The sequence below is a fragment of the Streptomyces sp. ME02-8801-2C genome, from assembly GCF_033793965.1.
Taxonomy (GTDB): domain Bacteria; phylum Actinomycetota; class Actinomycetes; order Streptomycetales; family Streptomycetaceae; genus Streptomyces.
This window is the reverse complement of record NZ_JARAXP010000015.1, coordinates 51,118-76,078: the sequence shown is the minus strand read 5'-3', so window position 1 is coordinate 76,078 and position 24,961 is coordinate 51,118. Positions and strand designations below refer to the sequence as shown.

The following is a 24,961-nucleotide window of genomic DNA, read 5'->3' as shown; positions in this document are numbered from 1 at the left end:
AAGAGCCTCACCTGAGCGCTATCCCGCCCCTTTGTGTCCAGTAGGTGCTTCTACGTCGTCCACCAGGCGGAATATTCCGAAGCGAAACAAACCGATAGGATCGCCCCATGCGCCGTTCGAAAATCGTTTGTACTCTCGGCCCCGCGGTCGACTCCCATGAAATGCTCGTGTCGCTGATCGAGGCCGGAATGAACGTGGCCCGGTTCAACTTCAGCCACGGGTCGCACGCCGAACACCAGGGCCGGTACGACCGGGTCAGGGCCGCCGCCAAGGAGACCGGCCGGGCCATCGGTGTCCTCGCCGACCTGCAGGGCCCGAAGATCCGCCTGGAGACCTTCGCCGAAGGCCCCGTCGAGCTGGTCCGCGGGGACGAGTTCGTCATCACCACCGAGGACGTCCCCGGTGACAAGACCATCTGCGGTACGACGTACAAGGGCCTTCCGGGTGATGTGTCGCGCGGCGACCAGATCCTGATCAACGACGGCAACGTCGAGCTGAAGGTCCTGGACGTCGAGGGCCCGCGGGTGCGGTCGATCGTCATCGAGGGCGGTGTCATCTCGGACCACAAGGGCATCAACCTGCCCGGTGCGGCCGTGAACGTCCCGGCCCTCTCCGAGAAGGACATCGACGACCTGCGCTTCGCCTTGCGCATGGGCTGCGACCTGGTCGCCCTGTCCTTCGTCCGCGACGCCGCGGACGTGGACGACGTCCACAAGATCATGGACGAGGAGGGTCGCCGCGTCCCGGTCATCGCCAAGGTGGAGAAGCCGCAGGCGGTCGACAACATGGACGCCGTCGTCGCGGCCTTCGACGGTGTGATGGTGGCCCGCGGTGACCTCGCCGTCGAGTACCCGCTCGAGAAGGTCCCGATGGTGCAGAAGCGCCTGGTGGAGCTGTGCCGGCGCAACGCCAAGCCGGTGATCGTCGCGACCCAGATGATGGAGTCGATGATCACCAACTCCCGCCCGACGCGCGCCGAGGCGTCCGACGTGGCGAACGCGATCCTGGACGGCGCGGACGCGGTCATGCTGTCCGCCGAGTCCTCGGTCGGCGCGTACCCGCTCGAGACGGTCCGCACGATGTCGAAGATCGTCGCGGCCGCCGAGGAGGAACTCCTCTCCAAGGGCCTCCAGCCCCTGGTCCCCGGCAAGAAGCCGAAGACGCAGGGCGGCTCGGTCGCCCGCGCGGCCTGCGAGATCGCCGACTTCCTCGGCGGTACGGGCCTGGTCGCCTTCACCAAGTCCGGCGACACGGCCCGCCGCCTCTCCCGCTACCGCGCGGCCCAGCCGATCGTCGCGTTCACCACCGACGAGGGCACCCGCAACCAGCTCGCCCTGAGCTGGGGCGTCGACTCGTACGTCGTCCCGTTCGTCAACAGCACGGACGAGATGGTCTCCCTGGTCGACCAGGAGATGCTGAAGCTGAACCGCTTCAAGGTCGGCGAGATCGTCGTCATGACAGCAGGCTCCCCGCCCGGCGTCCCGGGCACGACGAACATGGTCCGCGTGCATCACTTGGGCGAGGGCGAACACGCCTGATCGGGCGCTTGTACGGCTTCGAGGGCGTTCCCTGCGGAAGGTTGCAGGGGGCGCCCTCGGTTTTTCGCTGCCGGATCACCTGGCCTGCGATGCCCCCACCGTCTCCCGCAGCCACGCGTTGTCGCGCAGCCCCGGATGAACCGTGGTGATCAGCCGAAAGGCTTCCGCCTTCGCCCGGTCGGTGAGCTCCCGCAGCTCAGCCCAGGTCAGCTCCGCTACACGCGGCGCGTAATTCGTCGTGAGGGTCACGGCTTCCGCGCCGCGGATGAACGAGAACACATGCTGGGTCACGCTTGTCTCCACCGCGATGTCGCTCCGGGTCTCCAGCTCCCTCCTCGCGTACTCCAGCATCAGCGCGAAGTCGACCACGGGCAGTCCCAGCGTGCGCAGGCTGAGATCCACACCGTGGACGACGAGCCGGACGTCTGCCTGGAAGTAGCTCACGGAGAAGTCCGCACCAGTCAGCTCCGGGTGTTCCGGCCGGTCAGGGTTCTCCGGTCGCCGGTCCGGGGACCAGAAGAGGTCCTCGGACCGGGGCACGAAAGCGAAAGTAATCATCTGCCCTCCCTTCCCTTTACCGAACATTCTTGGGTATATCGGTCACCAGGTTGCTAGAGGAGGTGGTCGGCTTTGCCGGCTTTGATGTCCTGGATGAGGGTGCGGAGGGCGTCTCGGGTGTCGGTGAGGTAGGTGTCTTCTTGTCCGGCGATGGCGATGTAGGCGTTTCCGGTGGGATCGGTGCCTATGCGGAAGCAGTTGGCGCCTTCGCCGCAGTAGGGCTCTTCCCAGGTGATGTCGGGCACGGGGTCTCCTAGAGGTTGTTGGCGAGGGTGCGGATGAAGTCCCGCGAGGGCGCGGGGGCGAGCGCCACGGCTTCGGCGGCGGCCAGGTGGGCCCGGTACTTGCTGAGCTGTGCCTCCGTGTCGATGAACTCCGGGCCGTGTGTGCTGTCGAGCTCCACGGTGTCGAGGCGGGGGACCGTCGACTCGGCGTAGACGACGGACTGTCCGGCGCCGGGGAAGCCGCCCGCCTTGAACGGGATGACCCGTATCGTCACGGCCTCACGCTCGGACACGTGCAGCAGGTGCTCCAACTGCCGCCGGGCGACGGAGGATCCGCCGAACTCCATGCGGAGCGCGGCCTCATGGAGGATGACGTCGAGGGCCGGGGGCTCCGGCCGGTCGAGCACCTGCTGCCGGTCGACCCGGTGCGCCAAGCGCGCATCAAGACCGGGGGCAGACAGCGGCGGGATCACCGCTTCGAATACGGCGCGGGCGTGGTCCTCGGTCTGGAGCAGCCCCGGCAGGTGCACGCTGACGGTGATCCGCAGCCGCCTGGCATGCCACTCCATCTCGGCGATGTCCAGGAAGCCGTCCGGGAGCAGGCCCCGGTACACCTCCCACCAGCCCTTGTCCCGCCCGGCGGTCATCGCGGCCAGCGCCTCGATGAACTCCTCGTCCACGCAACCGTAGTTGGCGGCGAGAGTACGTACCCGGTCGGCGCTGAGACCGGAGCGGCCCGACTCCATGTTGGGCACGTTGGTACGAGGGACGTTCAGCAGCCGGGCGGCGTGCTCCGTCTTGATCCCGGCCGACGTACGCATCCTGCGCAGCTCCGCGCCCAACCGCCTCTGACGCTCCGTCGGGTTGCTCCTTGGCGGCATGCGTCCCTCCCGTTCAGTTGTGTGACGGGGTCAGTCTGCCGCTGTGGTGCGCTCTCGGTCCACCTGAACTTCGACGAAGAGTAGTACTCGTACTCCCCCATTGAGCTACGGTTGGTTACCAGTTACTTACGGCCCGACATCGTCCGGAAGTGCATCGCGCGAGCCTGCCCGCCTTCTCCTTCCCTAGGAGGGGTGTGCCCGCGTCAGGGAGACAGGCCACTGGTCGGGGCGTACATCAGCACCGTCACATCCGTTGTCCAGCAAGGGAGTTCGCCATGTCCTCATCGCTTGCCGTCTCGGCCTGTCTCGTCTCGGCCGACCTCACGCAGACAGCGCCGCCCCGGCCGGACACACTCACGTACGGCTTCACTCTGCCTGCCGAGGCGGTGAGTTCGCAGGTTGCCAGGGCCACGACCCAGGCTGTCGTCCAGGCACACGGGCTGGAGGAGATGGCGGACGTCGCGGTGCAGGTGGTGGGCGAACTGACCGCTTGCGCTTTCCGGTTCGCCGTGGATGCCTCGGTGTATGTGTCGTTGCGGTGGTGGGAGGGGGAGTTCCAGGTCGTTGTCTACGACGGGCACCGCAGGCACACGCACCCCCGACTGGCCGCTGCGTGCGATGAGCGCAGGGGCGACGCGTTGGAGGTTCTGGGGTGCGTGGTGGAGGCATGTGGTGGTGAGTGGGGCTTCGGGGAGGCTCGGGAGCCGGGCCGAGGGACGCGGATGTGGGCGGTGCTGCCGACGGAGAGGGCTTTGGAATTCGCGGGGCGGGAAGGATGGTGACGTGGAGGGCGGTAATTGGCGCCGCCCCTAGCCTCGTGCCTCACCGAAACGCCTCGGGCCCGAACTCGCACAACTGATCCGATGGCTGTACGCACCCGAGGACGCCTCCTGTGAGGGAGGCGTCCTCAGCGCGGTGGCAGCAGGCGGTCAGTCGGCCAGGTCGGAATAGCGGATGTTGAGGTTTCCGTCCTCGACGGCCAGCTCGTGGTAGCCGAACCTCTCGCCGAGAGCGCAGAACCGGTTCAGGGTGCCCTCATCGATCTCCACGAAGTACGCCTTCAGGGCCCGCAGAAAGAGCCGGAACCCGAGATCGGCATCGGCATCAGTGACGATTCGCTCCAGCGCCGGTACGACGTCCGGCAGTGGAGCGGCGTAGAGGCTGGTCATGGTCGCCTCGGCCAGGGGCAACGCGATCTCACGGATCTCCGCCAGGACCGCATCCCTCACCTCCGGTTCCGTCACCGGCTCTGGAGCGCCCGGGATGAAGGAAGCGTCCCCCCGCGCGGATCTCCGCGAGGGACACCTCCGCGATCCGCCGCAGCCAACCACGACCGTCGAAGCCGTGGGCGCCCGGGTCGAAGTACCCCTGTGTCGCGGCCAGCCACAAGATACGGATCTCCTCATCGGCCAGCGGAGCCTCCAACAACCGCCGAACATCCTCCAGAAGCTGCCAGGCGTACGCACCCTCGTAGTCACCCGCCAACGCCGCCACGAGACGGACGGCTTCGGCCTCCCCCGGGAGCAGCGTGGGGTAGTGAAAGAACCCTGTGAGACCACTGAGCCCGAAGTCGACGCCGAACTCGTCATGCGGCTCGGCCATGTTCACTGCCTCACTTCGGGTTCGAGGTGTAGACGACGGTTTCCGCGGAGTCAGCGCTGCCGGAGAGCGTCGACGGCAGCGCGCCTGATCCTCTTGGTCCGGCCCCTCTGAGAGACAACGCGCAGGACGTCCTCGTCGGCGGTCACACGGACCGCTCTCGATTGCAGCCAGTCGGACCAGCCATCGATGAGATCGCCGACGGCCTCTGCCGACATCGCGCCCCCCTCGATCGATTCCAGGACCCCGAGATCCCGCGCCCGGCGCGCAGAAAAGTCGCGCACAGTCGGCGGGAGGATCCCCACCCACCGCTCGCGCTCATCGCCGGGAACCCGTTCCAGCGCCTCACCCACGACTCCGGACGCCAGCGGACCGTCCGACTCCAGCGCCACCGCCTCGAACAGCAGCGGCAGTACGGCGGGAGTGTCCATCGCCGCCCGGTAGAGGGACCAGCGATCGTGCCCGTCGGCGAAGGAAGCGTTGTCCTCGTACCCGCCGACAAACTGGGCGAGCTGCCGCAGCAACTCGCCCAGGGCCGGGGAGGGATCAGCAGCCACGTGCTTGTGCCTTCCCACGGAGACTGGGACATCCTCCCTGATCGTACGGATGCTCTGGGTGTCAAGACGCTACGGCAAGTCGCCCGCCAGCCGCTCCCACGTTTCGAACTCGCTCCACCGCAGGTGATCCACAAGGAGCGGGGCCAAGTGGCGCACGGGGTTGAGCAGCCGTCGGATCATGCGGAGCGAAAACATGTGCGAACGCTCCAACTCGCGCCACTGCGAAGCGAGTTCGGCGGCCTGTTCCGGGCTCATCGGCATGGCGTCCAGGGCCCGCTCGATCACGAGTCCGGGATCAAACAACTGCCCGTGCTCACGCGGGCCCATTTTCTCCAGTAACCAGGACCTGAGCCACAGGTCACGAAGCAACCATTCGTTGTGTTGAGGGCCGGTGGACCGCTCGGCGGCTGCCATCAGATTCGCCCATGCCTCGGCGTTCTTCCGCCACTGCTCGTCGGTGATCGCAGCCAAGTCCTGCTGGATACGGGCGGTGAACGTCCGGGCCGCAGCCATCCATTGACTCGCGGCGCCATCGACGGGACCTGCGCCGAGCGCCAACCAGCGACGCTCGTGCGCGTCCAGGTCAAGCCGGTCCAAGTTGTCGATGAGACCGCCCATCCGAAGATCACCCCTGCTGCCTCGAACAACTCCTTACCAATGCGTCTTCGTACTTACCTCCCTCCCGGTCCCGCACTACCGTCCGGCGGTCAGCTTTGCCGTACGAGCTGCTCCAGTTTCCCGGTGACGTGGTCCTCTCCGTAGCCGAACCGTCTGCCGAGCGCCTGGTAATGGCTGTATAGCTCCTGGGTAAGGGACGGGGACACCACGTCGAGCAACCGCAGCAAGAGCCGGAATCCGAGGTCGGCATCCACGTCGGTGACGACCTCCTCTACGGCGGCCAACGCGGTCGCGCCGGGAATCGGCTCCCAGTGCGGGCTGATGACGGACTCCTTCAGGAGGGGTGCAGCCTCCCGGACCGCTCGTAGCACGGCGCTCCGGATGTCGGTATGAAAGTCGCTCCGGTCAGACGGTCCGGCATGGCGGTACTGGGGGGCGATCTCCCTCAGACGCTCTTCGCACACGCCTTCGATCAACCGGAGCCAGGCCTTCGCGTCGGTACCGAGGTGGTCGATGTTGTAGCCCCGGCCCGTGGCGGACAGCCACAGCACCTTGATCGTCTCAGTGCGCAATGAGGAGTCGAGCAGGCGGCCTGCGTCCGCGAGCAACAGTGCCGCCGCCGAGCCCGGGGTCTGCGCACTGTCGTCGGCGGCCGCGGCCTGCCGGACACGTTCGCGTGCGGTGCTCTCCTGCCAGCCCCCTTCGAACCACGACGTGAGCGCTGAAAGACCGAAGTCGCCCGAGGCGTCGCGGCGCGCCGTGTCGATAGGTGGCCACAGCACGTTCAGGCCGTCGTACACCAGCGGCCCGGGAAGGCCGAGGGCGGTGTCCAAGGCCATGAGACGGCCGTACTGCTCCTTGTCGACCGGTACGTCGTACTCCTTCAACACGCGCAGGAAGAGCCGGAGCCCGAGGTCGCCATCACCCTGCCGTGCGACCGCCTCCAACGACTCGGCGACGGCACCGGACGGCAGCGCGACGTGGTCGCTCTCGGCAACGCCTTGGTCGACCGTGCCCGCCGATACGCGGATCTCCGCGCCGACAGCCGTGCGTAGTTCCTCTTCCTCTATGCCCGGTCGGACATCCCACTGTCCGTGGGCTTGCCTGCGCTCGTGTTCCGGCCAGCGCTCGGCGAGCCGGCGCAGCCAGCCTCGGACGCCCGACTCGCACGCCGCCGGATCGAAGCGCCCGCGCGCGGCGGCGAGCCACGCTGTGCGGATGATGTCGTCCGGCAATGGTGCGTCCAGGAGGCAGCGCACGTCGACGCCCAGCTCGACCGCGCCCTCGCCCTCGGCGGCAGCGGCGACTTCGGACGCAAGGCGCAGTGCCTGCGTCTCGTCGGGGTATCCGGTCGTCACGGACAGCTTTTCGGCGAGTGCGCTGAGGCCGAAGTCGCCCTCGTAGAGAATGCCGTACTGCTCACGCTGTCTCGCCATGGTGCATTGCCCTGCCTTCGAGAGACGTCGACGGGTGGGTCCGTCCCGTTGCAGGGACGGACCCACCCGCGGTGGATTCAACCGTTCACGCTGTGTGTCTTGGTGTCCCTAGGGCGACTTGGGCAACGGAAACGAACTGAACACGATGAAGCCTTCATGGCCCTTCTTGCCCGGGAGTCTCTTCAAGACCACTCGCACTCCGTTCCCCGCGGCCTCCGGGGGACCGCTGGCCTTGTAGATGGTGCCCAGCGACTCGTACTCGTCCCACTTGCCGGTGATCGGGAACTCGGTCTTTTCCGCCCACTGTCCCCGCCCAGTAGTCCCGGTCTGCCAACTCCCGCAGCCGCGCCGGACTCTGGTTGAGCCCGTCCTTCGCGGTGGCGGTCATGGCCGGCCCGCCCAACCGCAGTACATCACTCATCAGGCACTGGTCCTGCCGCAACTGCTCGGCGGCGATGTCTTCGTACCAGTCGTAATCAGCGGCCAGCTCGGTCTGCGGTGCCGTGTACTCGTTACTGACACCCACCCCGGCCACTACGGCCATGACGAGCATCGGCGGGAGCAGACGCCCGGTCAAACGAGAGAGTGGAAGCAGGGGTTTGGGTGTCCCTGGGGGTTTGGAGCGCAATGGAGTCCCCGTTCTGATCAGGGAGCCGACCGAAGGATGCGGCGAGGGCAGCATGCCTCAGCGGCCTCGCGCCCTCGAACCTGACGGTCGCTCAGCAGGGACCTGATCATCATGACATTGCCGCCTGCACAGTCCTGTGGCCCGACCCTCGCCAACAGCGATGGGCCGGGCCACAGTCCTCGGTGCGGCTCCCGAACAGGGTGGTGAAGCTCAGGTCGTGTACTGGTGCAGGCCCGGGACCGTCAGCGTGCCGCCGAACTGGCCGGCCTGAGTGACCTTCACGTTGGTGAAGTAGATCAGCGGGATGTTCAACGGCGGCGGGTTCATCGGGTCGAACGTGATCGGAATCAGGCCGAACAGGTTGCCGGATATGCTCTCCGTATACATGATCGTCTTGCCGTCGGTGATCGTCGACGTCGAGCCCTTGGCCGCCTGCACGTGGTAGGTCTTGCCGGCCAGGCTGTCCTTGACGGTCTGGTGGAGGTCGCCGATGTCCGTGCCGCCGGAGATCACGTACTTCAGGACCTCCTTGACCGTGCCGCCGGCCGTGCGCACCTTGACGATGCCCTGGTAGTCCGCGCCCTTGAGCAGCAGCGAACTGGCGTTCAGCGTCCACGGGTCGTCGGGCAGCCGAATCGTGTTGTCGACCCCGCCCTGATCGTCGGTGGCGGCCGGGCAGTCGTCGGGGTCCGGCGTGGCACTCGCCGAGGCGCTCGGGGACGCCGTGACGGCCTCTGCCGCCTTCGTGGCGTCCTTGGCCGTCGAGGTGTCCTCGGCCGCCTCGGGGGTGCCCTCGGCCGCCTTGGACGCCTTCTCGGTGGTGTCCTTGAGGACCTCGGTGACCTTCGCAGCCGAGTTCTTGACCGTCGTGGTGGTCTTGTCCGTGTCCTTGGCGGCCGTGTCCTTGGCGGCCGTGTCCTTGTCGGCCGTCTTCGGGCTCGGCGTAGGCGACGCGGTCGGCGCCGGGGTGTCGGCCGCGGCCGAATCGTCCGTCGCCTTCGACTCCTCCGACTCCGTGGCCGTCTTGTCGGACGACGAGTCCTCGTCCCCGCCCGTGAAGATGCCCGTTATCGCGTCGCCGATGGTTTCCAGCAGGTTGGGGCTCTTCTCCTCGGGCGCACTCGCGCTCGCCGAGGGAGTGGGCGTGGCCTTGTCGCTGTCACCGGCGCTGTCGCCGCCGGTGGCACCGCTGGACACGGGTGTGCTCGCGGACGGCGCCGGAGTCGGCGTGGCCTCGTCGTCGGAACCTGAATCCGACGAAGAAGAGCCGTCCGAACCCGAGGCCGAGTCGTCGTCGCCCGACGCGGAGTCCCCGGCGGTGGCCGACGGGGTCGGCTTCGCTTCGTCGGAGTCCTCGTCGGACGTGTTCGTGCTGTCCGAGGCGGACGGAGTCTGGCTGGTCGACGTCGAGGCGTCGTCCTCCATCGCCGCCACGCAGGCCTTGTACTCCTCGGCCTGCTGGCTGTTCGACGCCGGCTGGTCGTCGGCGTTGGCGAGCGTCGGTGTGAATCCCATGCCCATGAGCACTGCGGTGGGCATCGCCGCCAGGGCTATCGCCTTGCCGGCCGGTACATGGAACCTGGTGAACAGCGGCTTCCTCGGGGCCGCATGCCGCGGCCCGGTTCTCCCGCGGGACGTGTCCACGTCAGTCCCGTGGGTCACCTCGTCAGCCGGCACTGTGCCTCCCGTTCGCCCCGTTCACCGGGCTCGTTCCTGACAGATCGTTCGGCTCGTACGGCTCGTCCGACTTGCTCATGTTCAGCCCGCTGGGCTCCGCCACCGGGTCCGCTCCGCCGTTGGTCGCGGTGGTCGCGGTCGCTTCGGCGGCCACAGGGACCTCGGAGGTCTCGGCGGCGGGGACGGCGTTCACCCCTTGGCCCACGGGCTCCCCGTACTTCGATTCCGGCACTCCGGGCGCCCAGGCGATGGCGAGCGCGCCACCGATCAGGGCCAGCAGGAAGCCGATGATGAACCCGCCGAAGTTGGAGACCGGGAGGGACACCAGTCCCAGCAGGATCGCGGCGGTGCCGGCGAAGGTCCGTACGTGCTTCTGGAACCAGAGGTTGATGCCGAGTACGACGAGCAGCACACCGATGATCAGGGATCCCGCGCCCGCCGTCGTCGACATCGCCATCGTGAGATGGCCGATCTGGAGGCTGTAGTACGGGAAGTACATGATCGGGAAGCCTGCGAGCAGGACCAGGAGGCCTGCCCAGAAGGGACGGGTGCCCCGCCAGTCGCGGAACTTCCGCTTGAAGACGTGGAGATAGTGCTCGTCCTGCGCGGGCGACTCGGCGTTCATGGAAAACAGCTCCCTGGAGCGGTGTTGCCGTGATGAGTGTTACTGCGGTGTTAGGAGCGAACGGGCGGGGCACCATCGGGCCCCGCCCGTCACTGAGCGCCTAGAAGCACTCGGCGCCTGTGCCCTTCGACAGCTTCATCGAGAGGCCACTGAGCTTGAAGGTTCCGGCAGTGGTGGCCCACGCCGTCTGCTTCACGTCGGTGAGCGTCGCGGACTCCGCCTGCTGGCCGAATCCGTACGGGTTCGCCTGCTTCTGGTTGATCTCATCCGCCTTGACCTTCGGTCCCTTGGTGAAGGAACCGGCGGCCACACCGATGTCGATGCCCCGGAAGGTAGCGTTCGCTTCCAGGTCCTCGACGTCGATGAACAGGTTCTCGGCCTTGACCGGGGTACCGCCGCCGCCGGCCTCGAGCCGGAGGGTGACCGATCCGAGGATCGGAATGTTCGGCGTGACCACGGACTGGCACATGTTGGTGATCTCGGCCGTGTTGAACGCCGAGACCGCCACCGGGTGAATGGTCTTCTCACCGGACAGGGTGTAACCGCTGTCGATCGCCCCGTACTGCGAGAAGCCCGTACCGTCGAGCTGACTCGCCTTCACCTTGAAGGACTGACCAGACACACTGAACGAAGCGGCGAGAGCACCCTGCGCGAGGGCAACACCTATACATGCCGTAGCGGCAACGCTGGGCACCATCACCACAGCGAAACGCTTCCATCTGGTCCCGCCACGCACCTGGGACTCCATATTTCCTCCTTCTCGGACGTACATCTCCTGGCCCTGACTGCCCCATGACGGCGGCTCAGCCGGGCAGGGATGGGAGAAGTGCTACGTCCTCGGTAAGGAGAGCGCCTGCGCCCGACGGCGCGAACAGCGCCCGAATCACCGGCGATCACCCCCGAGTGACAACCACTGGTCGCGCCTGACGCACATCACGCACAACCTTGCCGGACAGGCTCCACCAGAAGGCGAAGACCCCCCTGTCCGAGAGCCGGCGCCACTGCCGCCGGCTCTGCCCGGTGGGGACCCAACAACTCCCGTCCGGCCGACTGGCTGTCGGCGTACGGGATAGGACCGAGCGTCGCCGATCGTGGTGCATTCTCGCCGCCCGCACAAGGGGGTTCGTTACTGGCTAGTAACGGGCAGATAACCGCATGGCGACCCGCGGATGCTGTTCGACAACGCTGGGTGGCGTCAAGGGGGGTGACAAACCGCCCGCTTCTCACCGCAATCCCGACAGCGGGACGCCTCTGACTTACTCCAAGTAACAGCGGCCGCGATTACCAAGATTTGGTAAAGCGCGGCCGCATTGACACCCGATCGGCAAATTCTTCACGCGGACAACACGCGCCGACATGTTTAGCGACAGGTCAGACCACTGATCGAACGGCGGCGCGCGGCGCACCCGTCAACCATCCGACCGACCCGTCAGAACAGCGCCCGCGCAAGCGCCCGCCGGGCCGCCGCGACCCGCGGGTCGTCCGCGCCGACGAGTTCGAACAGCTCCAGCAGCCGCAGCCGTACGGCGTCCCGGTCGTCCCCCGCCGTACGCCCCACCGTCTCGATCAGCCGGCCGAACGCGTCCTCGACATGGCCGCCCACCAGATCCAGGTCGGCGGCGGCGATCTGCGCGTCCGCGTCCTTCGGCTTCTCGGCGGCGTCCCTGCGCACCTGCTGCGGGTCGATCCCCTGCACCCGCTGGAGCAACTCGGCCTGCACGAGGCCGAGTTTGGCCTCCGTGTTCCCGGGGTCATCGCTCAGCACGTTCTTGTACGCCTGCACCGCACCGCCCAAGTCCCCCGCGTCCAGGGCCTGTACGGCGGCCTCCAGCAGCGCGTCGTACGGCCCGGCCGGGAAGTCCTCGGGAGCGGCGGCCTGCCGGTCGCCGGGCTCGGCGTCCGCGTCGACCACAAGGCCGGTGAGGCCGAAGCGCTGTTCGGCGACCTGCACCAGTTGGTCGAGGGTCTGCCGGATCTGCGCCTCGCCCGCGGCGCCCTGGAAGAGGGGCAGGGCCTGCCCGGCGACGACGGCGAAGACGGCCGGGATCCCCTGGATACCGAACTGCTGCATCAGCATCTGGTTGGCGTCGACGTCGACCTTGGCGAGGACGAAGCGCCCGTTGTACTCGACGGCCAGCCGCTCGAGGACAGGGCTCAGTTGCTTGCACGGCTCGCACCACTCGGCCCAGAAGTCGATGACGACGGGCACCTCGGTGGACCGCTGCAGGACGTCGAGTTCGAACCCGGCCTCATCGACGTCGATGACGAGGTCGGCCGGGGAGACGGCCCCTCCCCCGCCCTGCCGGGCGGCTTCGGCGCGAGCCTGCTCCGCCTTCGACTTGGCCTCCTGGGCCGCCTTCACCGCGGCGAGGTCGACGACCCCGCTCATGGACATGTTCCGTGGCTGCATGCGTCTATCCTCCCCCGTCCCGCGCGCACATGTGAAAGGGCCTGTGAAAAGCATCCCGGTCGATGGACGCCGCTTACGCTACGAGTCGTAGCGTAACGGGAGTCGCGAGCCACTGGGAACCACTCCCGAGTGACCTACCTCACGGCCACACCGGGCCGGAACCGCCGGTTATGGTCATGCCATGCAGAGCCGTACCCCCGCCGGCCGTACGGGACGCCCTCGCAGCGCCACCGCGGACGCGGCGATCCTCGCGGCGACCCGGGACGCCCTGGTCGAACTGGGCTGGTCCAAGCTGACGTTGGGGGACGTCGCCACGCGCGCGGGGGTCGCGAAGACGACCCTCTACCGCCGCTGGCCCGGCAAGAACGAACTCGTCGTCGACGCGGTCGCGGCCCTCTTCGACGAACTGGAGATGCCCGACCGGGGCAGCCTCACCGCCGACATCGAGGGCTGCGTCCTCCAGTTCGCGGCGATCCTGGTCCGCCCGGAGACGAAGAGCGGCCTGATGGCGGTCGTCGCGGAGTCGACGCGCGACGACGCGCTGCGGGAGCGCATCCGCGCGTCGATCGTGGACCGGCAGAAACGCCTGGTCCTGGAAGGCCGCGCCCGCGCGCAGCAGCGCGGCGAACTCCCCCCGGAGACGGACCCGGAGGAGGCCGCCCGCACGGTGGACCTGATCTTCGACATGGTGGCGGGCGCGGTGGTGCACCGCACACTGGTGAGCGCCGAGCCGGTGGACCGGGAATGGGCGGCGGCGTTCACTCGGGTACTGGTGCTGGGGCTGGGCCGACACCCGTAGCGCTCACGCCTCAGCGGCTACACCTTGGCGTCCACCGGCGCCTGCTTCTCCAGCCGCACCGCCAGCTCGTGGGTGACCTGGCGCTCCACGAAGAACGCGGCCGTGGGGACGGTGCCGGCGAGCAGGACCCACAGCTGCTTGCTGACCGGCCACTTCGCCTTGGAGCCCAGGTCGAAGGCGAACACCAGGTACACGACGTACAGCCAGCCGTGCGCGATGCCGACGACGCTGGTGAAACCGTCCGCGCCCTTGACGTCCAGGACGTACTTGGCGAACACCCCGAGGGTCAGCAGAACCAGCAGCACACCGGTGACGTAGGCCATGACGCGGTAGCGGGTCAGCACGCTCTTTTTCATGGGAATGAGCGTAACCGCCGGTTTCCGGCGATCTTCCGGCGGCCCCGGCACCCCCTCCCGCCTGCTGACTCCCCCCCTTACTCCTCGGCGAAGTCGCTCGCGGCCACCCGCAACGGCCGCAGCATCGCGAAGATCTCCGCGCACTCCTCCGCGTCGTACACACCGAGGCCGAAGTCCATCGACATCAGGTCGCGGGTCGCCGCGTCGACGGTCTCGCGGCCCTTCTCGGTGATCGTGGCGAGGGTGCCGCGTCCGTCGTTCGGGTTGGGGCGTCTGGCGACCAGGCCCGACCTCACCAGGCGGTCGACCGTGTTGGTGACCGACGTCGGGTGGACCATGAGGCGCTCGCCGATCTTGGACATCGGGAGCTCACCGGCCTTGGAGAAGGTGAGCAGCACCAGCGCCTCGTACCGCGCGAACGTCAGACCGTACGGTTTCACCACCGCGTCGACCTCGGCGAGCAGGATCTGCTGTGCGCGCATGATCGAGGTGATGGCGGCCATGGACGGGACGTTTCCCCAGCGCTGCTTCCACAGTTCGTCGGCACGCGCGATGGGGTCGAAGGGGAGACTGAGCGGCTTCGGCACGGACGAGACCTTACCGGCCGGTCATATCGTGGTCAGCCCCGTCTCGCCCTTCGGTCCGACCCCGCACTTCACCTTCACTTCGGTTCACTTCACCTGGATCCACTTCGCCTCCGACGGCGTCCCCTTCGCGTCCGTCACGAAGAGCATGTACCAGCCGGGCGGCACGAGGGTGCGGTCCTTCGGTACGTCGATGGTCACCGAGGTGCTGTCCTTGCTGAGGGGAAGGTCGATGGAGCGCTGTTCGACGTCCGTCGTGTGGGTGACCGCGCTGGGGCGCATCAGCCGGGCTTTCGAGACGCGCTCGGGGTGGGCGGTGGCGAAGGTCGCGCGGCCGTACCTGTCGGTCTCCTGGGGGCCGTCACCCAGTACGGGACGGTTCTTGCCGTTCCTGTGCAGCGCGGGCGGGGTGAAGATCTCCATGCGCTGCTCGAAGTGGCCGAGCTTGGTGTTCTGCTGGTTGTCGTAGAGCGGGTCGGAGCCGAAGGTGGCGACCCTGCCGTCGGGCAGCAGCAGCGCCTCGGAGTGGTAGTTGCGGCCCACCTTCGGGGAGGCCGCGGCACGGAAGACGTTGGCCCTGGGGTCGTAGAACTGTGCCTTGAGGATGTTGCTGCCGCTGCGGCCCCGGTAGTCGGTGGAGCCGTTGGACGTGAACACCGTGTCGTCCGGCATGAGGACGCTGTTCAGATAGCGCGTGCCCTGGGGGAGGTCGGGGCCGGCCTCGAAGACCGGGTTGTCCTTCTTCAGGTCGACGACGGCCGTGCGCCGCGTCACCTTCTTCGACTCGCCGACGCCTCCGCCGCCCAGGATCATCACCTTCTGGTCCTGCGCGGGCGGCAGGAGGACGGAGGCGGACGTCTCGGTCTCGTCGGCGTCCGTGAGGCCCGGCACCTTCTCGAAGGTGTTCTTCTCCAGGTCCCACAGGCCCGGCGCCCGGCCCTTGGTGGCGGGCCCGTAACCGGCGTTGGAGGCCGGGTAGAAGAGCTTGCCGCCCTTGGTGAGGAAGAGGGCGGGGTAGGTGGGGAAGTAGCGCTTGGGGCCCGGGGTCCACTTCTTCGTCCTCGGGTCGTAGATCTCGTTGTCGCCGGGGTCGATCGCCCCGACGTCGTCGAGACCGGAGACGGCCAGCACCCGTCCGTCGTCGAGGCCGACGAGGGTCGGGTACCAGCGGGCCTTGTCCATCGGGTCGACCGGGATGTACTTCTCTGCCCTCGGATCGAACTCGTAGGCGGCCCGGATCCCCTGGAAGTCCTGCTTGTCCATGGTGATCTTCTCGGAGAGGCCGTACGTGTTGTCGGCGTCCTTGCCCTTCAGACCGACGATCTCGTACTGCGCCTGCTTGGCGGTGATCGACACGGGCCCCGCCTTCGCCGCCTCGACGAAGACCCGCGCCTCGCTCGGGACGACCTTCGTCACCCAGGGCCGCATGACCCCGGCCGCGTCGTACGTGATCTTCTGGGTGCGCCTGGCCTTGGGGACGGTGACGTCGAACCTGCTGACGTACTCGACCCCGGAGGGCGAGCGGAACCGGGTGCCCTTCTTCAGGCGCATCGGCTTGTCGGGGTTCTCGTTCTTGACGCGCATTCCGCCGCCGGCCCGCTCGACCTCGCCGTCGAGCAGCTCGTAGCGGGCGGTGCCGCCGGCCACCAGGAGGCGCCCGCTGGGGAGTTGGGCGTGGCCGGCGCAGAAGAAGTCGTCGGGGGTGGCGATCCTCTTGAAGGTGTCCGTCCTCGGGTCCCAGAGGATCGTGTCGAAGGACCCCTTGTCGAACTTCTTCTGTTCGTTGCCCGAGCCCGCGACGATCAGGACCTTGCCGGTGTGCAGCAGGGCCGCGTGGATGGCGTTGGTACGGAACTGCTTCGGGATGTCGACCGCGCTCCAGGAGCCGTACTTCGCCCGGTAGCCGGGCTGGGCGATCTTGTACTCGTGGTAGCGCTCGCTCGCGAAGCCGAGCACGGCGGGGGCGTTGAGCCCGGCGAGGAGGGCGACACCTCCGATGCCCAGAAAAGTCTTCTTGGCCTTCTGGGATGTGCGGGGCGCAGGGGTCTTCTTCGACAGCTGTGCGGCCATGGCCTAGTTGCCTCCCGTCGGGGTGCCGGAGACCGAGGCGACGGTGTTCGTGGCGACGGCCGGTTCGTCGGCCGGCGTGCGGTCCTTGACCCGGGTGACGATCCACACCACGACCGGGGCAAGGGAGATCACCATCGCGAGGACGGCCCAGGTGCGCATGGCCGCATGGGTGTGCCCGAGGTGGATGGAGGCGGCGAGCGAGGTCGCGAGGAGCGCGGCCCAGAAGAGGTGGACGCGGAAGGTGAGCAGCCGGTCGGGACTGGCGTCCCCGCCCTTGGGCGTGACGACGAACCGGCAGGGGCGCCGGAGCAGGGCCGCGCCGAACGACTTCAGGTAGATCGGCGCGGAGAGCGCCGACATCGCCATGCCGGCGAGCCCGCCGGAGCCCTCCGGCTCGTGGGGCGAGACGTTGTGCCGCCGGTTCCAGAGGTAGAGCCCGATCTGGAGGGCGGCTGCGTCGCTGTAGAGCATCAGCCAGACGGAGGCGGCGACCTGGGTGCCGGAGGCCCCGAACCAGAGGAAGAGGAAGCAGCTCAGAATGCCGAGGAACCAGTTGACGGCGGTCATCGGGTAGTAGACGAGCATCAGCGTGTACGAGAAGAGGCGGCCCGGGGGCATGGTGAAGGGGGCCTTCCAGTACTGCTTGAAGAGGGTCTCGTACGTGCCGCGCGACCAGCGGGTCTGCTGGGTGAAGAAGTCGGTCCAGGAGGCGGGCCCCTCGCCCACGGCGAGCACGTCGGGCGTGTACACGGACCGCCAGTGGCGCCCGGTCACCGGATTGCGGCGGCGGTGCAGTTCGAACCCGGTGGCCATGTCCTCGGTGATGGAGTCGTACAGCCCGCCGATCTGTTTGACGGCGGCTATGCGTACGACGTTGTTGGTGCCGACGAACATGGGGGCGCGGTAGCGGTTGCCGGCGCGCTGGATGAGCGCGTGGAAGAGGAACTGCTGGGACTCGGCGGCTTTGGTGACGGGGTGGGTGTAGTTCCCGTACACCTGGGGGCCGACGACGAAGGCGACGTCAGGATCGCGGAAGAAGCCCGTCATCCGTTCCAGGAAGTCGGGGAGCGGAACGTGGTCGGTGTCGACGGAGGCGTAGAGGTCGTACTCGTCGCCGTGCAGGGCGATCCACGCGTTGTAGTTGCCGTGCTTGGTGCGGGCCTTGTGGACGCCCTTGGCCCGGTTCCACTCGGGGACCCCGTGCCGGGTGAAATGGCGTACGCCCAGCTCGACGCAGAGCGCTCTGGCCTGTTCGTCGTCGCCCTCGTCGAGGAGCCAGACGTCCAGGGTGCCGGTGTGGTGGACCCGGGTCGCGCCTTCGAGGGTGGCCCGGACCATGGCGAGGGGTTCCTTGCCGGGGACGTACGTGGTGAGGAAGGCGACGCGGGTGCCGGGCTCGGGGACGACGGGCACGGGGTCGCGGGCGACCATGGTGGCGTGGGCGATGGACACCACGTTGACGAGCATGAACAGCTCGATCAGCCCGATGGCCATGAGCATCACGATGTCGAGATGCACCATCCACGCACTGCCGCCCTCGCGCTCCACCCAGTGGGTGGGCCAGACCAGGTAGACGAGCAGAGTGCCGGTGAGCAGCGGCGCGAGGGTCATCAGGAGGACGGCCCGGATGCGGCGCGGTTCCCGGGAGAGGAGCGAGGTGTACCGGACGCGGTAGGGGGATCCGGCCGGTACCTCGGTGAGGGGCCCGGCCAGTCGGCTGTGGGTGTCGTAGTCGTAGCCGTCCGGCCGCACAGCGCCTCCAGGGATCGAACGAGCCGATATCCCCACCAAAGTGGAGATATGACGGCTGGTCGAACTGGATGCGTCCGTACGGGTGAGTGCGGATGGGTGAGTGAGCGGCGAAGCCGGTTTACCGTGCGGGTTCGGCGTGCCCGTTTACCGGGAGAGGTGGCGCTCCACGGTTTCCACCTTGGAGGTCAGACCGTCGGTCACTCCGGGGCGGATGTCGGCCTTGAGGACGAGGGAGACGCGCGGCGCGCGTTCCTCGACGGCGGCGACGGCACGCTTGACGACGTCCATGACCTCGTCCCAGTCGCCCTCGACGGAGGTGAACATGGCGTCGGTGCGGTGGGGGAGCCCGGAGTCCCGGACGACGCGGACGGCGTCGGCGACGTACTCCCCCACGTCCTCGCCGACACCGAGGGGCGTCACGGAGAAGGCGACGATCATGACTTGGAGGCCTCTTCCTGGCGGACCCGGGTGGCGATGGCCGCGTTGACGGCGTGCTCGGCCTCGCGGCGCAGCCTGCGCTCGGCGAAGAAGCCGCCGGTCGGCAGGACGGAGAGGACGAAGTAGAGGGCGGCGGTCTTCAGGGACCACTTGGCGCGGTTCCAGGCGTCCGCCCAGAAGATCACGTAGAGGACGAAGAGGATGCCGTGGACCATGCCCATGACGGGCACCGCGTTGAAGTCCGTGGTCCGCTTCAGCACCGAGCAGACCAGCAGGAGAAGGAAGGAAACGGCCTCGGGGGCCGAGACCAGCCGCAGTCGGCGGAGGGCGGAGGCGGTCTTGATGTCCACGGGTCACCTTCGGTGGGTCGCTCGGGGGTTGCTCAGGGGGTTACTCAGAGGCTTGCTTTGTGAATGGATGCACAAACGTTCACCCATTGTGGCATTCGTGGCTGGGGCGACCGGGGCGGGGGTCCGGCCCCAGGGCCCGGGTCCCGAGGCCGGGCCAGGGGCCCCTAGGGGGAGATTGGGGGGCGATCTCCACCTTCGGGATCTGTTGCCGGAGGTCCCCGGCGGGCTACCTTCGCCCCGTGGCGATGTTTCGACTTCAAGGCAGCAAGGTGCTGGCCATCGACATGACCGGGGACGCCGTGAAGGCGAAGAACGGCTCGATGGTGGCGTACGACGGCCAGATGGACTTCAAGAAGCTCAGCGGGGGCGGTGAGGGCATCCGGGGGATGGTCACCCGGCGGATCACCGGTGAGCAGATGACACTGATGGAGGTGAAGGGGCACGGGACCTGCTGGTTCGCCGACCGCGCCTCCGAGATCAACCTTGTCGGCCTCCAGGGGGACAAGTTGTACGTGGAGTCGAGCAACCTGCTGGCCACCGACGGGGGCTTGCGCACGGGCACGTCGTTCACCGGGATGCGCGGCGCCTCGCAGGGCAACGGGCTGTTCACGACGACCGTCGAGGGGCACGGCCAGGCGGCGATCATGTCGGACGGCCCGGCGGTGGTGCTCCGGGTGAGCCCCCAGTTCCCGCTGACGGTCGACCCGGGGGCGTACATCGCGCACCAGGGCAACCTGCGGCAGTCCTTCCAGTCCGGCGTGTCGTTCCGCACGTTCATGGGCGAGGGCGGCGGCGAGGCCTTCCAGATCCGCTTCGAGGGCGACGGCCTGGTGTACGTCCAGCCCAGTGAGCGCAACACGATCGCCGGGGACGTGTGACATGCCCTTCCGTGAGATCAACTCCAAGATGATCGAGGCGACCGTCATGCCCGGTCAGCGCCTGTTCAGTCAGCGCGGGGCGATGCTCGCCTACAAGGGCGAGGTGTCCTTCACGCCCAACATGCAGGGCGGCCAGGGCGGGATCATGTCGATGATCGGCCGCCGGGTCGCCAATGAGGCCACCCCGCTGATGACGGTCGAGGGCAGCGGCACGGTCCTGTTCGGGCACGGCGGCCACCACATCCAGGTCATCAACCTCGCCGGGGACACGCTGTGCGTCGAGGCGGACCGCCTCCTCGCCTTCGACGGCACCCTCCAGCAGGGCACGATGTTCATGGGCTCGCAGGGCGGCGTCATGGGCATGGTCCGGGGGCAGGTGACGGGCCAGGGGCTCTTCACGACCACCCTCAAGGGGCACGGCGCGGTCGCCGTCATGGCCCACGGCGGGGTGATCGAGGTGCCGATCACGCCTCAGCGCCCGGTCCACGTCGACCCGCAGGCGTACGTCGCGCACCACGGCGACGTCCGCAACAAGCTGTCCACGGCGCTGGGCTGGCGCGACATGGTGGGCCGCGGCTCGGGCGAGGCCTTCCAACTCGAGCTGAGCGGCAGCGGTGCGGTGTACGTCCAGGCGTCCGAGGAGAAACTGTGACCACCTACCCGGGCGCGGGGCCCGTCGTCCACGATCCGATGACGCTGCCGTCCGACGACAACGTCAACAACTACACCTTCTGCGTGGAGCTCAAGGGGAGCCAGTGGTTCCTGCAGAAGGGGAAGATGATCGCCTACTACGGCTCGATCGACTTCAACGGCATCGGACACGGCCGCCTGGACCGTCTCGTCCGTACGTCCTTCCATTCGCCTCTGCACGCGAGTGACTGGGTCGTGGCCGAGGGGTCGGGCAAGATGCTGCTCGCCGACCGGGCCTTCGACGTGAATTCGTACGATCTGGAGGAGGGCAACCTGACCATTCGCTCGGGCAATCTCCTCGCTTTTCAGCCAAGTCTCGCGCTCAAGCAGTCGATCGTGCCCGGCTTTCTGACCCTCATCGGAACGGGCAAGTTCGTGGCCGCGTCGAACGGGCCGGTGGTGTTCATGGAACCCCCGATCAGGGTGGACCCGCAGGCCCTGGTCGGCTGGGCCGACTGCCCCTCGCCCTGCCATCACTACGACCACCAGTACATGACGGGCCTGATGGGCGGTCTACGTGCGATGACGGGCCTCGGCGGGGCCTCCGGCGAGGAGCACCAGTTCGAGTTCGTCGGGGCCGGCACGGTACTGCTCCAGTCCTCCGAGACGCTCATGGCCGAGCAGGCCACGGGCGTGGTTCCGCACGAGCCCGGGGTGCCGGGTGGCGGCGGGACCCCGGCGGGCCATCCGCAGCAGCCGGGCACACCACGCCTTCCCGGACAGCTCGGCGACCTCCAGCGTCGCTTCGGGCTGTGAGCGGTAGTCTGCGGAGTGTGACGTCGAACATGTGCACGCCGTCACACCACCCTCACTAGTTCGCCTTTCAACCTTTTAGGTAGACTTCATTCATGGAGACCGAGACGGCCACAAGCTGGCTGACCGACGCGGAGCAGTGCGCTTGGCGCACCCACCTGGAGGTCAACAGGCTGTTGACCTACCAGCTCGAAAAAGACCTGCAACCGTTCGGCCTGACGATGAACGACTACGAGATCCTCGTGAACCTGTCCGAGTCGGAGGACGTACGCATGCGGATGAGCGACCTCGCGTCCGCCACCCTGCAGTCCAAGAGCCGGCTCTCGCACCAGATCACCCGTATGGAGAACGCGAACCTGGTCCGCCGCGAGAACTGCGAGTCCGACCGGCGGGGTCTGTACGCGGTGCTCACCCAGCAGGGCATGGACACGATGAACAAGGTCGCGCCCCATCATGTGGCGTCCGTGCGGCGGCACTTCATCGGCCTGCTGTCCCCGGAGGCCCTGGCCGAGCTCAGCGCGTCGCTCAAGCCGGTCGCGGAGCACCTTCGCGGCCACCGGGGCAGGCCGTAGGGCCCTCCCCCACGGATCAGGTGACCGGCAGGCGAAGTTCGAACAGGGCTCCGCCTGCCGCCGCCTCACCCGCGGTGAGCGTTCCGCCGTGCCGTACGGCGACGTCCCGGGCGATGGCGAGGCCGAGCCCGGCGCCGCCGTCGTCGCGGCTGCGGGCGGCGTCGAGCCGTACGAACCGCTCGAAGACCCGCTCCCGGTCCGCCACGGGCACCCCGTCACCGTCGTCGGCGACCTCGACCAGGGCGCGCCCGCCGCCCTGCCGCCCGCCCTCCTGCCGCACGGTCACGGTGACCTCCGACCGGGCGTGCCGTTGCGCGTTGTCCAGCAGATTGGCGACCAGCCGCCCCAACTGCGTCCGGGACCCGGCGACCTCCACCTCCGCCCCCGCCCCCGTCACCACGGTCACCCCCACCCGCCCTTCCGCCTGTTCCCGGACCAGTTCCGCGAGGTCGAAGCGCGCGTCACCGGGCCGCTCCCCCGCGTCCAGCCGGGCGAGCAACAGCAGGTCGGCGGCGAGGCGCTGCAGTCGTACGGTGTCCTCCACGGCGCCGTCGACATCCAGCAACTCCGGGTGCGCGGCGCCGACTTCGAGCTGGGTGCGCAGGGACGCGATGGGGCTGCGCAGCTCGTGGGAGGCGTCGGCGACGAACCGGCGCTGGCGTTCCACGGAGGTCTCCAGGGCGGCCAGGGTCTCGTTGGTGGTCCGGGCGAGGCGGGCGACCTCGTCGTGCGTGTCCGGCACCGGAACGCGCCGGGCGAGGTCCTGGGACGCGGTGATCGCGGCCATCTCGGCCCGGATGCCCTCGACGGGGCGCAGCGCCCGCCGGGTGACCAGCCAGGTGACGCCCGCGACGACGCCGAGCAGCAGCGGGAAACCGATCAGCATGACGGTCAACGCGGTGCTGACGGCGCTCTGTTCGGCGGAGAGCGGCGCGCCCGCGTGGACGGTGAGCGTGCCCTTGCCGTCGACCTCGACCCGTACGGCCGCGAACCGGTAGTCGGCCTCGTCGCCCTCGACGGTCGCGGATCCGTCGGTGAAGGAGACGTCGTCGTCGATCTCGCCGGGCGAGAGGGAGTGGTCGCCGTCCTCCCCGGCCGCGCTGTCGTCCGGGTCTCCGCCCGTCGTCGCCTGCGGGCGCACCGCCGTGACACCCGTACCGCTGATCCGCTCCAGGTCCTCACTGGCCGCCACCAAGCGCCCTGACTCGTCGACGACCTGGACGGGCCGGTCGTCGTGATCGAGCGACAGCTTGTCGTAGGCCGTGCCGGCCGCCAGGTCGGCGGCGACGGTCCGCGCGGTCCGCTCCGCCTGCGTACCGGCCTGGCCGCTCAGGTTGGACCACAGGGAGAGCAGGACGGCGGTCCCGGCGGCGACCAGCGCGATGGCCACGACGAGGGTGGCACCGAGGGTCGCGCGGGCCCGCACCGAGCCGAGGGCGCGTCTCACCGCGACGCCTCCAGCCGGTACCCGGCGCCGCGCACGGTCCGGATCAGCGGGGCACCGAGCTTGCGGCGCAGCGTGCTGACGTACACCTCGACGATGTTCGGGTCGCCGTCGTACGCGAAGTCCCAGACGTGCTCCAGGATCTGCGCCTTGGACACCACCTCGCCGGCCCGCACGACGAGCTGTTCCAGGACGGCGAACTCCTTTGCCGTGAGGACGACTTCGTGCTCCCCGAGGTGGACGCGGTGGGCGGCGGTGTCGACCCTCAGCTCGCCGACCACGTGGACGGGCGAGGACCCCGCCGACCCGCGCCGACGCAGCAGCGCCTTCACGCGGGCGACCAGGACGACGTAGGAGAACGGCTTGGTCAGATAGTCGTCGGCGCCCGTGTCGAGGCCCTCCGCCTCGTCGTACTCGCCGTCCTTCGCGGTGAGCATGAGGATCGGTACGTCGTGTCCGGCGGCGCGCAGGGCCGCGCAGACGCGGTAGCCGTTGAGGCCGGGCAGCATGATGTCGAGGATCACCAGGTCGTACAGCGTCTCGGTGGCCCGGTGCAGGCCCTCGCGGCCGTCGTGGACGACGTCCACGGCGTATCCCTCGGCGGTCAGGCCCTTGGCGAGCGACAGGGCCAGTCGCTTCTCATCCTCGACGATCAACAGGCGCATGGGTACAGCCTCGCAAACCGAACCTGAAGGCGCCTTCAGGTGACTTCAGGTCAGCTTCAGGCGGCCTCGGGCAGCTTGGTTCTCGTCATCGAGGCGAGCGGATCGCCAAGATCCGGATCGCCAAGATTCTGAGCGAAGAGGCAGGAACACACCATGAAGCGGAACATCGTCATCGCCACCCTCACCGCCGCCGCGCTGGCCGGAGGCACCGTCGTGGCCTTCGCGGCGGGCGACGACGAGTCGCAGGCGCGGCCTCGGACGGGCACGACCGTGCAGGTGGTCTCCGACCGGGACGACGACACCGGCGACGACTCGGACGACCGTACGGTGGTTCGCGGCGGCGACAGTGTCAGCGCCGGCGAGGCCATCGCGGCCGCGCTGCGGCACACGCCGGGCACCGCCGTCTCCGCCGAACTGGACGACGACGGCGCCGAGGCCGGTGTGTGGGGCGTGGACGTGGTGCGGGGTGACGGCGCCGAGTACGAGGTGAAGGTCTCCGGCAGCGGGAAGGTGCTGGGCGCTCAGCGGGACACCGAGGCGGACGAGGACGCCGATGACCGGGCGGAGTCGGCGGCGCTGAAGGGGGCGAAGGTCGACGCCCGGGAGGCGGTGCGGGCTGCTGCCGCGAAGGGGACGGTTGTGGAGGTCGGGGCCGAGGAGGATGCCGGGGCGGTGGCGTGGGGTGCGGAGACGGTGAAGGACGGCAAGGTGAGCGAGTGGAAGGTGGCGCTGGACACGGGCAAGGTCACGCGGGCCAACTCCGACGACGACTGAGAACGCCCCCGCCGCCCCTACCCGTCCCATCCCTGGGGGCTACCGCCCCCAGGCCCCCACTACGGCCCTGAACGGGCCTCGTCCT

28 protein-coding genes are annotated in these 24,961 nt (G+C 68.5%); 8 read left to right on the top strand and 20 right to left on the bottom strand.

Features of this window, described 5'->3' with window-relative positions:
- Window positions 1-107: 107 nt before the first annotated feature.
- Window positions 108-1,538, top strand: a complete 1,431-nt coding sequence (gene pyk, locus PV396_RS35575; protein WP_319211815.1) for a pyruvate kinase — start codon at window positions 108-110, stop codon at window positions 1,536-1,538.
- Window positions 1,539-1,613: 75 nt separating this feature from the next.
- Here the strand turns inward: pyk and PV396_RS35570 are convergent, their stop codons facing one another.
- From PV396_RS35570 to PV396_RS35560, 3 genes are read right to left on the bottom strand one after another with little or no spacing between them, the layout of a single operon-like run.
- Window positions 1,614-2,096, bottom strand: coding sequence for a hypothetical protein (locus PV396_RS35570; RefSeq protein ID WP_319211813.1), 483 nt, complete (start codon window positions 2,094-2,096; stop codon window positions 1,614-1,616).
- A gap of 53 nt (window positions 2,097-2,149) precedes the next feature.
- Window positions 2,150-2,341, bottom strand: coding sequence for a hypothetical protein (locus tag PV396_RS35565; RefSeq protein WP_307626615.1), 192 nt, complete (start codon window positions 2,339-2,341; stop codon window positions 2,150-2,152).
- 8 nt (window positions 2,342-2,349) lie between these two features.
- The gene (locus PV396_RS35560) at window positions 2,350-3,201 is read right to left on the bottom strand and encodes a helix-turn-helix transcriptional regulator (protein WP_319211810.1); all 852 of its coding nucleotides are present in this window, start codon (window positions 3,199-3,201) and stop codon (window positions 2,350-2,352) included.
- A gap of 275 nt (window positions 3,202-3,476) precedes the next feature.
- Between PV396_RS35560 and PV396_RS35555 the strand changes: the two genes are divergently transcribed.
- Window positions 3,477-3,983 (top strand): ATP-binding protein, encoded by a 507-nt coding sequence (locus PV396_RS35555; RefSeq protein WP_319211808.1) that lies wholly within the window; start codon window positions 3,477-3,479, stop codon window positions 3,981-3,983.
- Between the two features lie 147 nt (window positions 3,984-4,130).
- Here PV396_RS35555 and PV396_RS35550 read toward each other — a convergent pair whose 3' ends face one another.
- From PV396_RS35550 to PV396_RS35510, 9 genes are all read right to left on the bottom strand, one after another.
- The gene (locus tag PV396_RS35550; RefSeq protein WP_319211806.1) at window positions 4,131-4,430 is read right to left on the bottom strand and encodes a hypothetical protein; all 300 of its coding nucleotides are present in this window, start codon (window positions 4,428-4,430) and stop codon (window positions 4,131-4,133) included.
- Window positions 4,399-4,803: a hypothetical protein gene (locus tag PV396_RS35545; protein WP_319211804.1), complete on the bottom strand. Its 405-nt coding sequence runs from the start codon at window positions 4,801-4,803 to the stop codon at window positions 4,399-4,401. Before PV396_RS35545 ends, PV396_RS35550 begins: the two co-directional genes overlap by 32 nt.
- Before the next feature lie 50 nt (window positions 4,804-4,853).
- A complete protein-coding gene (locus PV396_RS35540) occupies window positions 4,854-5,357 on the bottom strand; it encodes a hypothetical protein (RefSeq protein ID WP_319211802.1) in 504 nt (167 codons plus the stop codon).
- Between the two features lie 69 nt (window positions 5,358-5,426).
- Window positions 5,427-5,975, bottom strand: coding sequence for a hypothetical protein (locus tag PV396_RS35535; RefSeq protein WP_319211800.1), 549 nt, complete (start codon window positions 5,973-5,975; stop codon window positions 5,427-5,429).
- A gap of 89 nt (window positions 5,976-6,064) precedes the next feature.
- Window positions 6,065-7,411: a hypothetical protein gene (locus PV396_RS35530; protein ID WP_319211798.1), complete on the bottom strand. Its 1,347-nt coding sequence runs from the start codon at window positions 7,409-7,411 to the stop codon at window positions 6,065-6,067.
- An 838-nt stretch (window positions 7,412-8,249) separates the two neighbouring features.
- Complete coding sequence (locus PV396_RS35525; protein WP_319211796.1) at window positions 8,250-9,716, bottom strand: hypothetical protein; 1,467 nt, start codon at window positions 9,714-9,716, stop codon at window positions 8,250-8,252.
- Window positions 9,706-10,341, bottom strand: a complete 636-nt coding sequence (locus tag PV396_RS35520; RefSeq protein ID WP_319211794.1) for a DUF6114 domain-containing protein — start codon at window positions 10,339-10,341, stop codon at window positions 9,706-9,708. The genes PV396_RS35525 and PV396_RS35520 overlap by 11 nt, the downstream gene beginning before the upstream one ends.
- A gap of 100 nt (window positions 10,342-10,441) precedes the next feature.
- Window positions 10,442-11,089, bottom strand: a complete 648-nt coding sequence (locus tag PV396_RS35515; RefSeq protein ID WP_319211792.1) for a DUF6230 family protein — start codon at window positions 11,087-11,089, stop codon at window positions 10,442-10,444.
- A gap of 681 nt (window positions 11,090-11,770) precedes the next feature.
- On the bottom strand, window positions 11,771-12,751 hold the full coding sequence (locus PV396_RS35510) for a tetratricopeptide repeat protein (RefSeq protein ID WP_319211790.1): 981 nt from the start codon (window positions 12,749-12,751) through the stop codon (window positions 11,771-11,773).
- Window positions 12,752-12,932: 181 nt separating this feature from the next.
- On the opposite strand from PV396_RS35510, the gene PV396_RS35505 reads away from it, so the two are divergent.
- Window positions 12,933-13,550 (top strand): TetR/AcrR family transcriptional regulator, encoded by a 618-nt coding sequence (locus PV396_RS35505; RefSeq protein ID WP_319211788.1) that lies wholly within the window; start codon window positions 12,933-12,935, stop codon window positions 13,548-13,550.
- A gap of 17 nt (window positions 13,551-13,567) precedes the next feature.
- Here the strand turns inward: PV396_RS35505 and PV396_RS35500 are convergent, their stop codons facing one another.
- From PV396_RS35500 to PV396_RS35475, 6 genes are all read right to left on the bottom strand, one after another.
- A complete protein-coding gene (locus tag PV396_RS35500; RefSeq protein WP_319211786.1) occupies window positions 13,568-13,906 on the bottom strand; it encodes a DUF3817 domain-containing protein in 339 nt (112 codons plus the stop codon).
- A gap of 77 nt (window positions 13,907-13,983) precedes the next feature.
- On the bottom strand, window positions 13,984-14,493 hold the full coding sequence (locus PV396_RS35495; RefSeq protein WP_319211784.1) for a MarR family transcriptional regulator: 510 nt from the start codon (window positions 14,491-14,493) through the stop codon (window positions 13,984-13,986).
- A gap of 84 nt (window positions 14,494-14,577) precedes the next feature.
- Window positions 14,578-16,560 carry a kelch motif-containing protein gene (locus PV396_RS35490; protein WP_319211782.1) on the bottom strand — a complete coding sequence of 661 codons (1,983 nt, stop codon included), beginning with the start codon at window positions 16,558-16,560 and terminating at the stop codon, window positions 14,578-14,580.
- A gap of 3 nt (window positions 16,561-16,563) precedes the next feature.
- The gene (locus PV396_RS35485) at window positions 16,564-18,312 is read right to left on the bottom strand and encodes a cellulose synthase catalytic subunit (protein ID WP_319211780.1); all 1,749 of its coding nucleotides are present in this window, start codon (window positions 18,310-18,312) and stop codon (window positions 16,564-16,566) included.
- A gap of 144 nt (window positions 18,313-18,456) precedes the next feature.
- Complete coding sequence (locus PV396_RS35480) at window positions 18,457-18,750, bottom strand: MTH1187 family thiamine-binding protein (protein ID WP_319211778.1); 294 nt, start codon at window positions 18,748-18,750, stop codon at window positions 18,457-18,459.
- The gene (locus tag PV396_RS35475; protein ID WP_319211776.1) at window positions 18,747-19,100 is read right to left on the bottom strand and encodes a DUF3817 domain-containing protein; all 354 of its coding nucleotides are present in this window, start codon (window positions 19,098-19,100) and stop codon (window positions 18,747-18,749) included. The genes PV396_RS35480 and PV396_RS35475 overlap by 4 nt, the downstream gene beginning before the upstream one ends.
- A 245-nt stretch (window positions 19,101-19,345) precedes the next feature.
- Between PV396_RS35475 and PV396_RS35470 the strand changes: the two genes are divergently transcribed.
- The 4 genes from PV396_RS35470 to PV396_RS35455 all read left to right on the top strand — a co-directional run bounded on the left by PV396_RS35470 (window position 19,346) and on the right by PV396_RS35455 (window position 21,993).
- Complete coding sequence (locus tag PV396_RS35470) at window positions 19,346-19,978, top strand: AIM24 family protein (RefSeq protein ID WP_319211923.1); 633 nt, start codon at window positions 19,346-19,348, stop codon at window positions 19,976-19,978.
- 1 nt (window position 19,979) lies between these two features.
- Complete coding sequence (locus PV396_RS35465) at window positions 19,980-20,630, top strand: AIM24 family protein (protein WP_319211774.1); 651 nt, start codon at window positions 19,980-19,982, stop codon at window positions 20,628-20,630.
- A complete protein-coding gene (locus tag PV396_RS35460) occupies window positions 20,627-21,424 on the top strand; it encodes an AIM24 family protein (RefSeq protein ID WP_319211772.1) in 798 nt (265 codons plus the stop codon). The genes PV396_RS35465 and PV396_RS35460 overlap by 4 nt, the downstream gene beginning before the upstream one ends.
- 92 nt (window positions 21,425-21,516) lie before the next feature.
- Complete coding sequence (locus tag PV396_RS35455; RefSeq protein ID WP_319211771.1) at window positions 21,517-21,993, top strand: MarR family winged helix-turn-helix transcriptional regulator; 477 nt, start codon at window positions 21,517-21,519, stop codon at window positions 21,991-21,993.
- A gap of 16 nt (window positions 21,994-22,009) precedes the next feature.
- Here the strand turns inward: PV396_RS35455 and PV396_RS35450 are convergent, their stop codons facing one another.
- Both PV396_RS35450 and PV396_RS35445 read right to left on the bottom strand, forming a co-directional pair.
- Complete coding sequence (locus PV396_RS35450; RefSeq protein WP_319211769.1) at window positions 22,010-23,440, bottom strand: HAMP domain-containing sensor histidine kinase; 1,431 nt, start codon at window positions 23,438-23,440, stop codon at window positions 22,010-22,012.
- Window positions 23,437-24,102, bottom strand: coding sequence for a response regulator transcription factor (locus tag PV396_RS35445; protein WP_319211768.1), 666 nt, complete (start codon window positions 24,100-24,102; stop codon window positions 23,437-23,439). The genes PV396_RS35450 and PV396_RS35445 overlap by 4 nt, the downstream gene beginning before the upstream one ends.
- Window positions 24,103-24,255: 153 nt before the next feature.
- Between PV396_RS35445 and PV396_RS35440 the strand changes: the two genes are divergently transcribed.
- Window positions 24,256-24,876, top strand: a complete 621-nt coding sequence (locus PV396_RS35440) for a PepSY domain-containing protein (RefSeq protein ID WP_319211767.1) — start codon at window positions 24,256-24,258, stop codon at window positions 24,874-24,876.
- The last annotated feature ends 85 nt before the right edge of the window (window positions 24,877-24,961 follow it).

What these genes read in the sequence shown, in the direction of transcription:
- PV396_RS35490 (WP_319211782.1), bottom strand. Translation starts at nt 16,560, where the DNA reads ATGGCCGCACAGCTGTCGAAGAAGACCCCTGCGCCCCGCACATCCCAG.
- PV396_RS35555 (WP_319211808.1), top strand. Translation starts at nt 3,477, where the DNA reads ATGTCCTCATCGCTTGCCGTCTCGGCCTGTCTCGTCTCGGCCGACCTC.
- PV396_RS35500 (WP_319211786.1), bottom strand. Translation starts at nt 13,906, where the DNA reads ATGAAAAAGAGCGTGCTGACCCGCTACCGCGTCATGGCCTACGTCACC.
- PV396_RS35570 (WP_319211813.1), bottom strand. Translation starts at nt 2,096, where the DNA reads ATGATTACTTTCGCTTTCGTGCCCCGGTCCGAGGACCTCTTCTGGTCC.
- PV396_RS35520 (WP_319211794.1), bottom strand. Translation starts at nt 10,341, where the DNA reads ATGAACGCCGAGTCGCCCGCGCAGGACGAGCACTATCTCCACGTCTTC.
- PV396_RS35505 (WP_319211788.1), top strand. Translation starts at nt 12,933, where the DNA reads ATGCAGAGCCGTACCCCCGCCGGCCGTACGGGACGCCCTCGCAGCGCC.
- PV396_RS35445 (WP_319211768.1), bottom strand. Translation starts at nt 24,102, where the DNA reads ATGCGCCTGTTGATCGTCGAGGATGAGAAGCGACTGGCCCTGTCGCTC.
- PV396_RS35455 (WP_319211771.1), top strand. Translation starts at nt 21,517, where the DNA reads ATGGAGACCGAGACGGCCACAAGCTGGCTGACCGACGCGGAGCAGTGC.
- PV396_RS35470 (WP_319211923.1), top strand. Translation starts at nt 19,346, where the DNA reads ATGTTTCGACTTCAAGGCAGCAAGGTGCTGGCCATCGACATGACCGGG.
- PV396_RS35440 (WP_319211767.1), top strand. Translation starts at nt 24,256, where the DNA reads ATGAAGCGGAACATCGTCATCGCCACCCTCACCGCCGCCGCGCTGGCC.
- PV396_RS35545 (WP_319211804.1), bottom strand. Translation starts at nt 4,803, where the DNA reads ATGGCCGAGCCGCATGACGAGTTCGGCGTCGACTTCGGGCTCAGTGGT.
- pyk (WP_319211815.1), top strand. Translation starts at nt 108, where the DNA reads ATGCGCCGTTCGAAAATCGTTTGTACTCTCGGCCCCGCGGTCGACTCC.
- PV396_RS35510 (WP_319211790.1), bottom strand. Translation starts at nt 12,751, where the DNA reads ATGCAGCCACGGAACATGTCCATGAGCGGGGTCGTCGACCTCGCCGCG.
- PV396_RS35465 (WP_319211774.1), top strand. Translation starts at nt 19,980, where the DNA reads ATGCCCTTCCGTGAGATCAACTCCAAGATGATCGAGGCGACCGTCATG.
- PV396_RS35515 (WP_319211792.1), bottom strand. Translation starts at nt 11,089, where the DNA reads ATGGAGTCCCAGGTGCGTGGCGGGACCAGATGGAAGCGTTTCGCTGTG.
- PV396_RS35560 (WP_319211810.1), bottom strand. Translation starts at nt 3,201, where the DNA reads ATGCCGCCAAGGAGCAACCCGACGGAGCGTCAGAGGCGGTTGGGCGCG.
- PV396_RS35530 (WP_319211798.1), bottom strand. Translation starts at nt 7,411, where the DNA reads ATGGCGAGACAGCGTGAGCAGTACGGCATTCTCTACGAGGGCGACTTC.
- PV396_RS35535 (WP_319211800.1), bottom strand. Translation starts at nt 5,975, where the DNA reads ATGGGCGGTCTCATCGACAACTTGGACCGGCTTGACCTGGACGCGCAC.
- PV396_RS35480 (WP_319211778.1), bottom strand. Translation starts at nt 18,750, where the DNA reads ATGATCGTCGCCTTCTCCGTGACGCCCCTCGGTGTCGGCGAGGACGTG.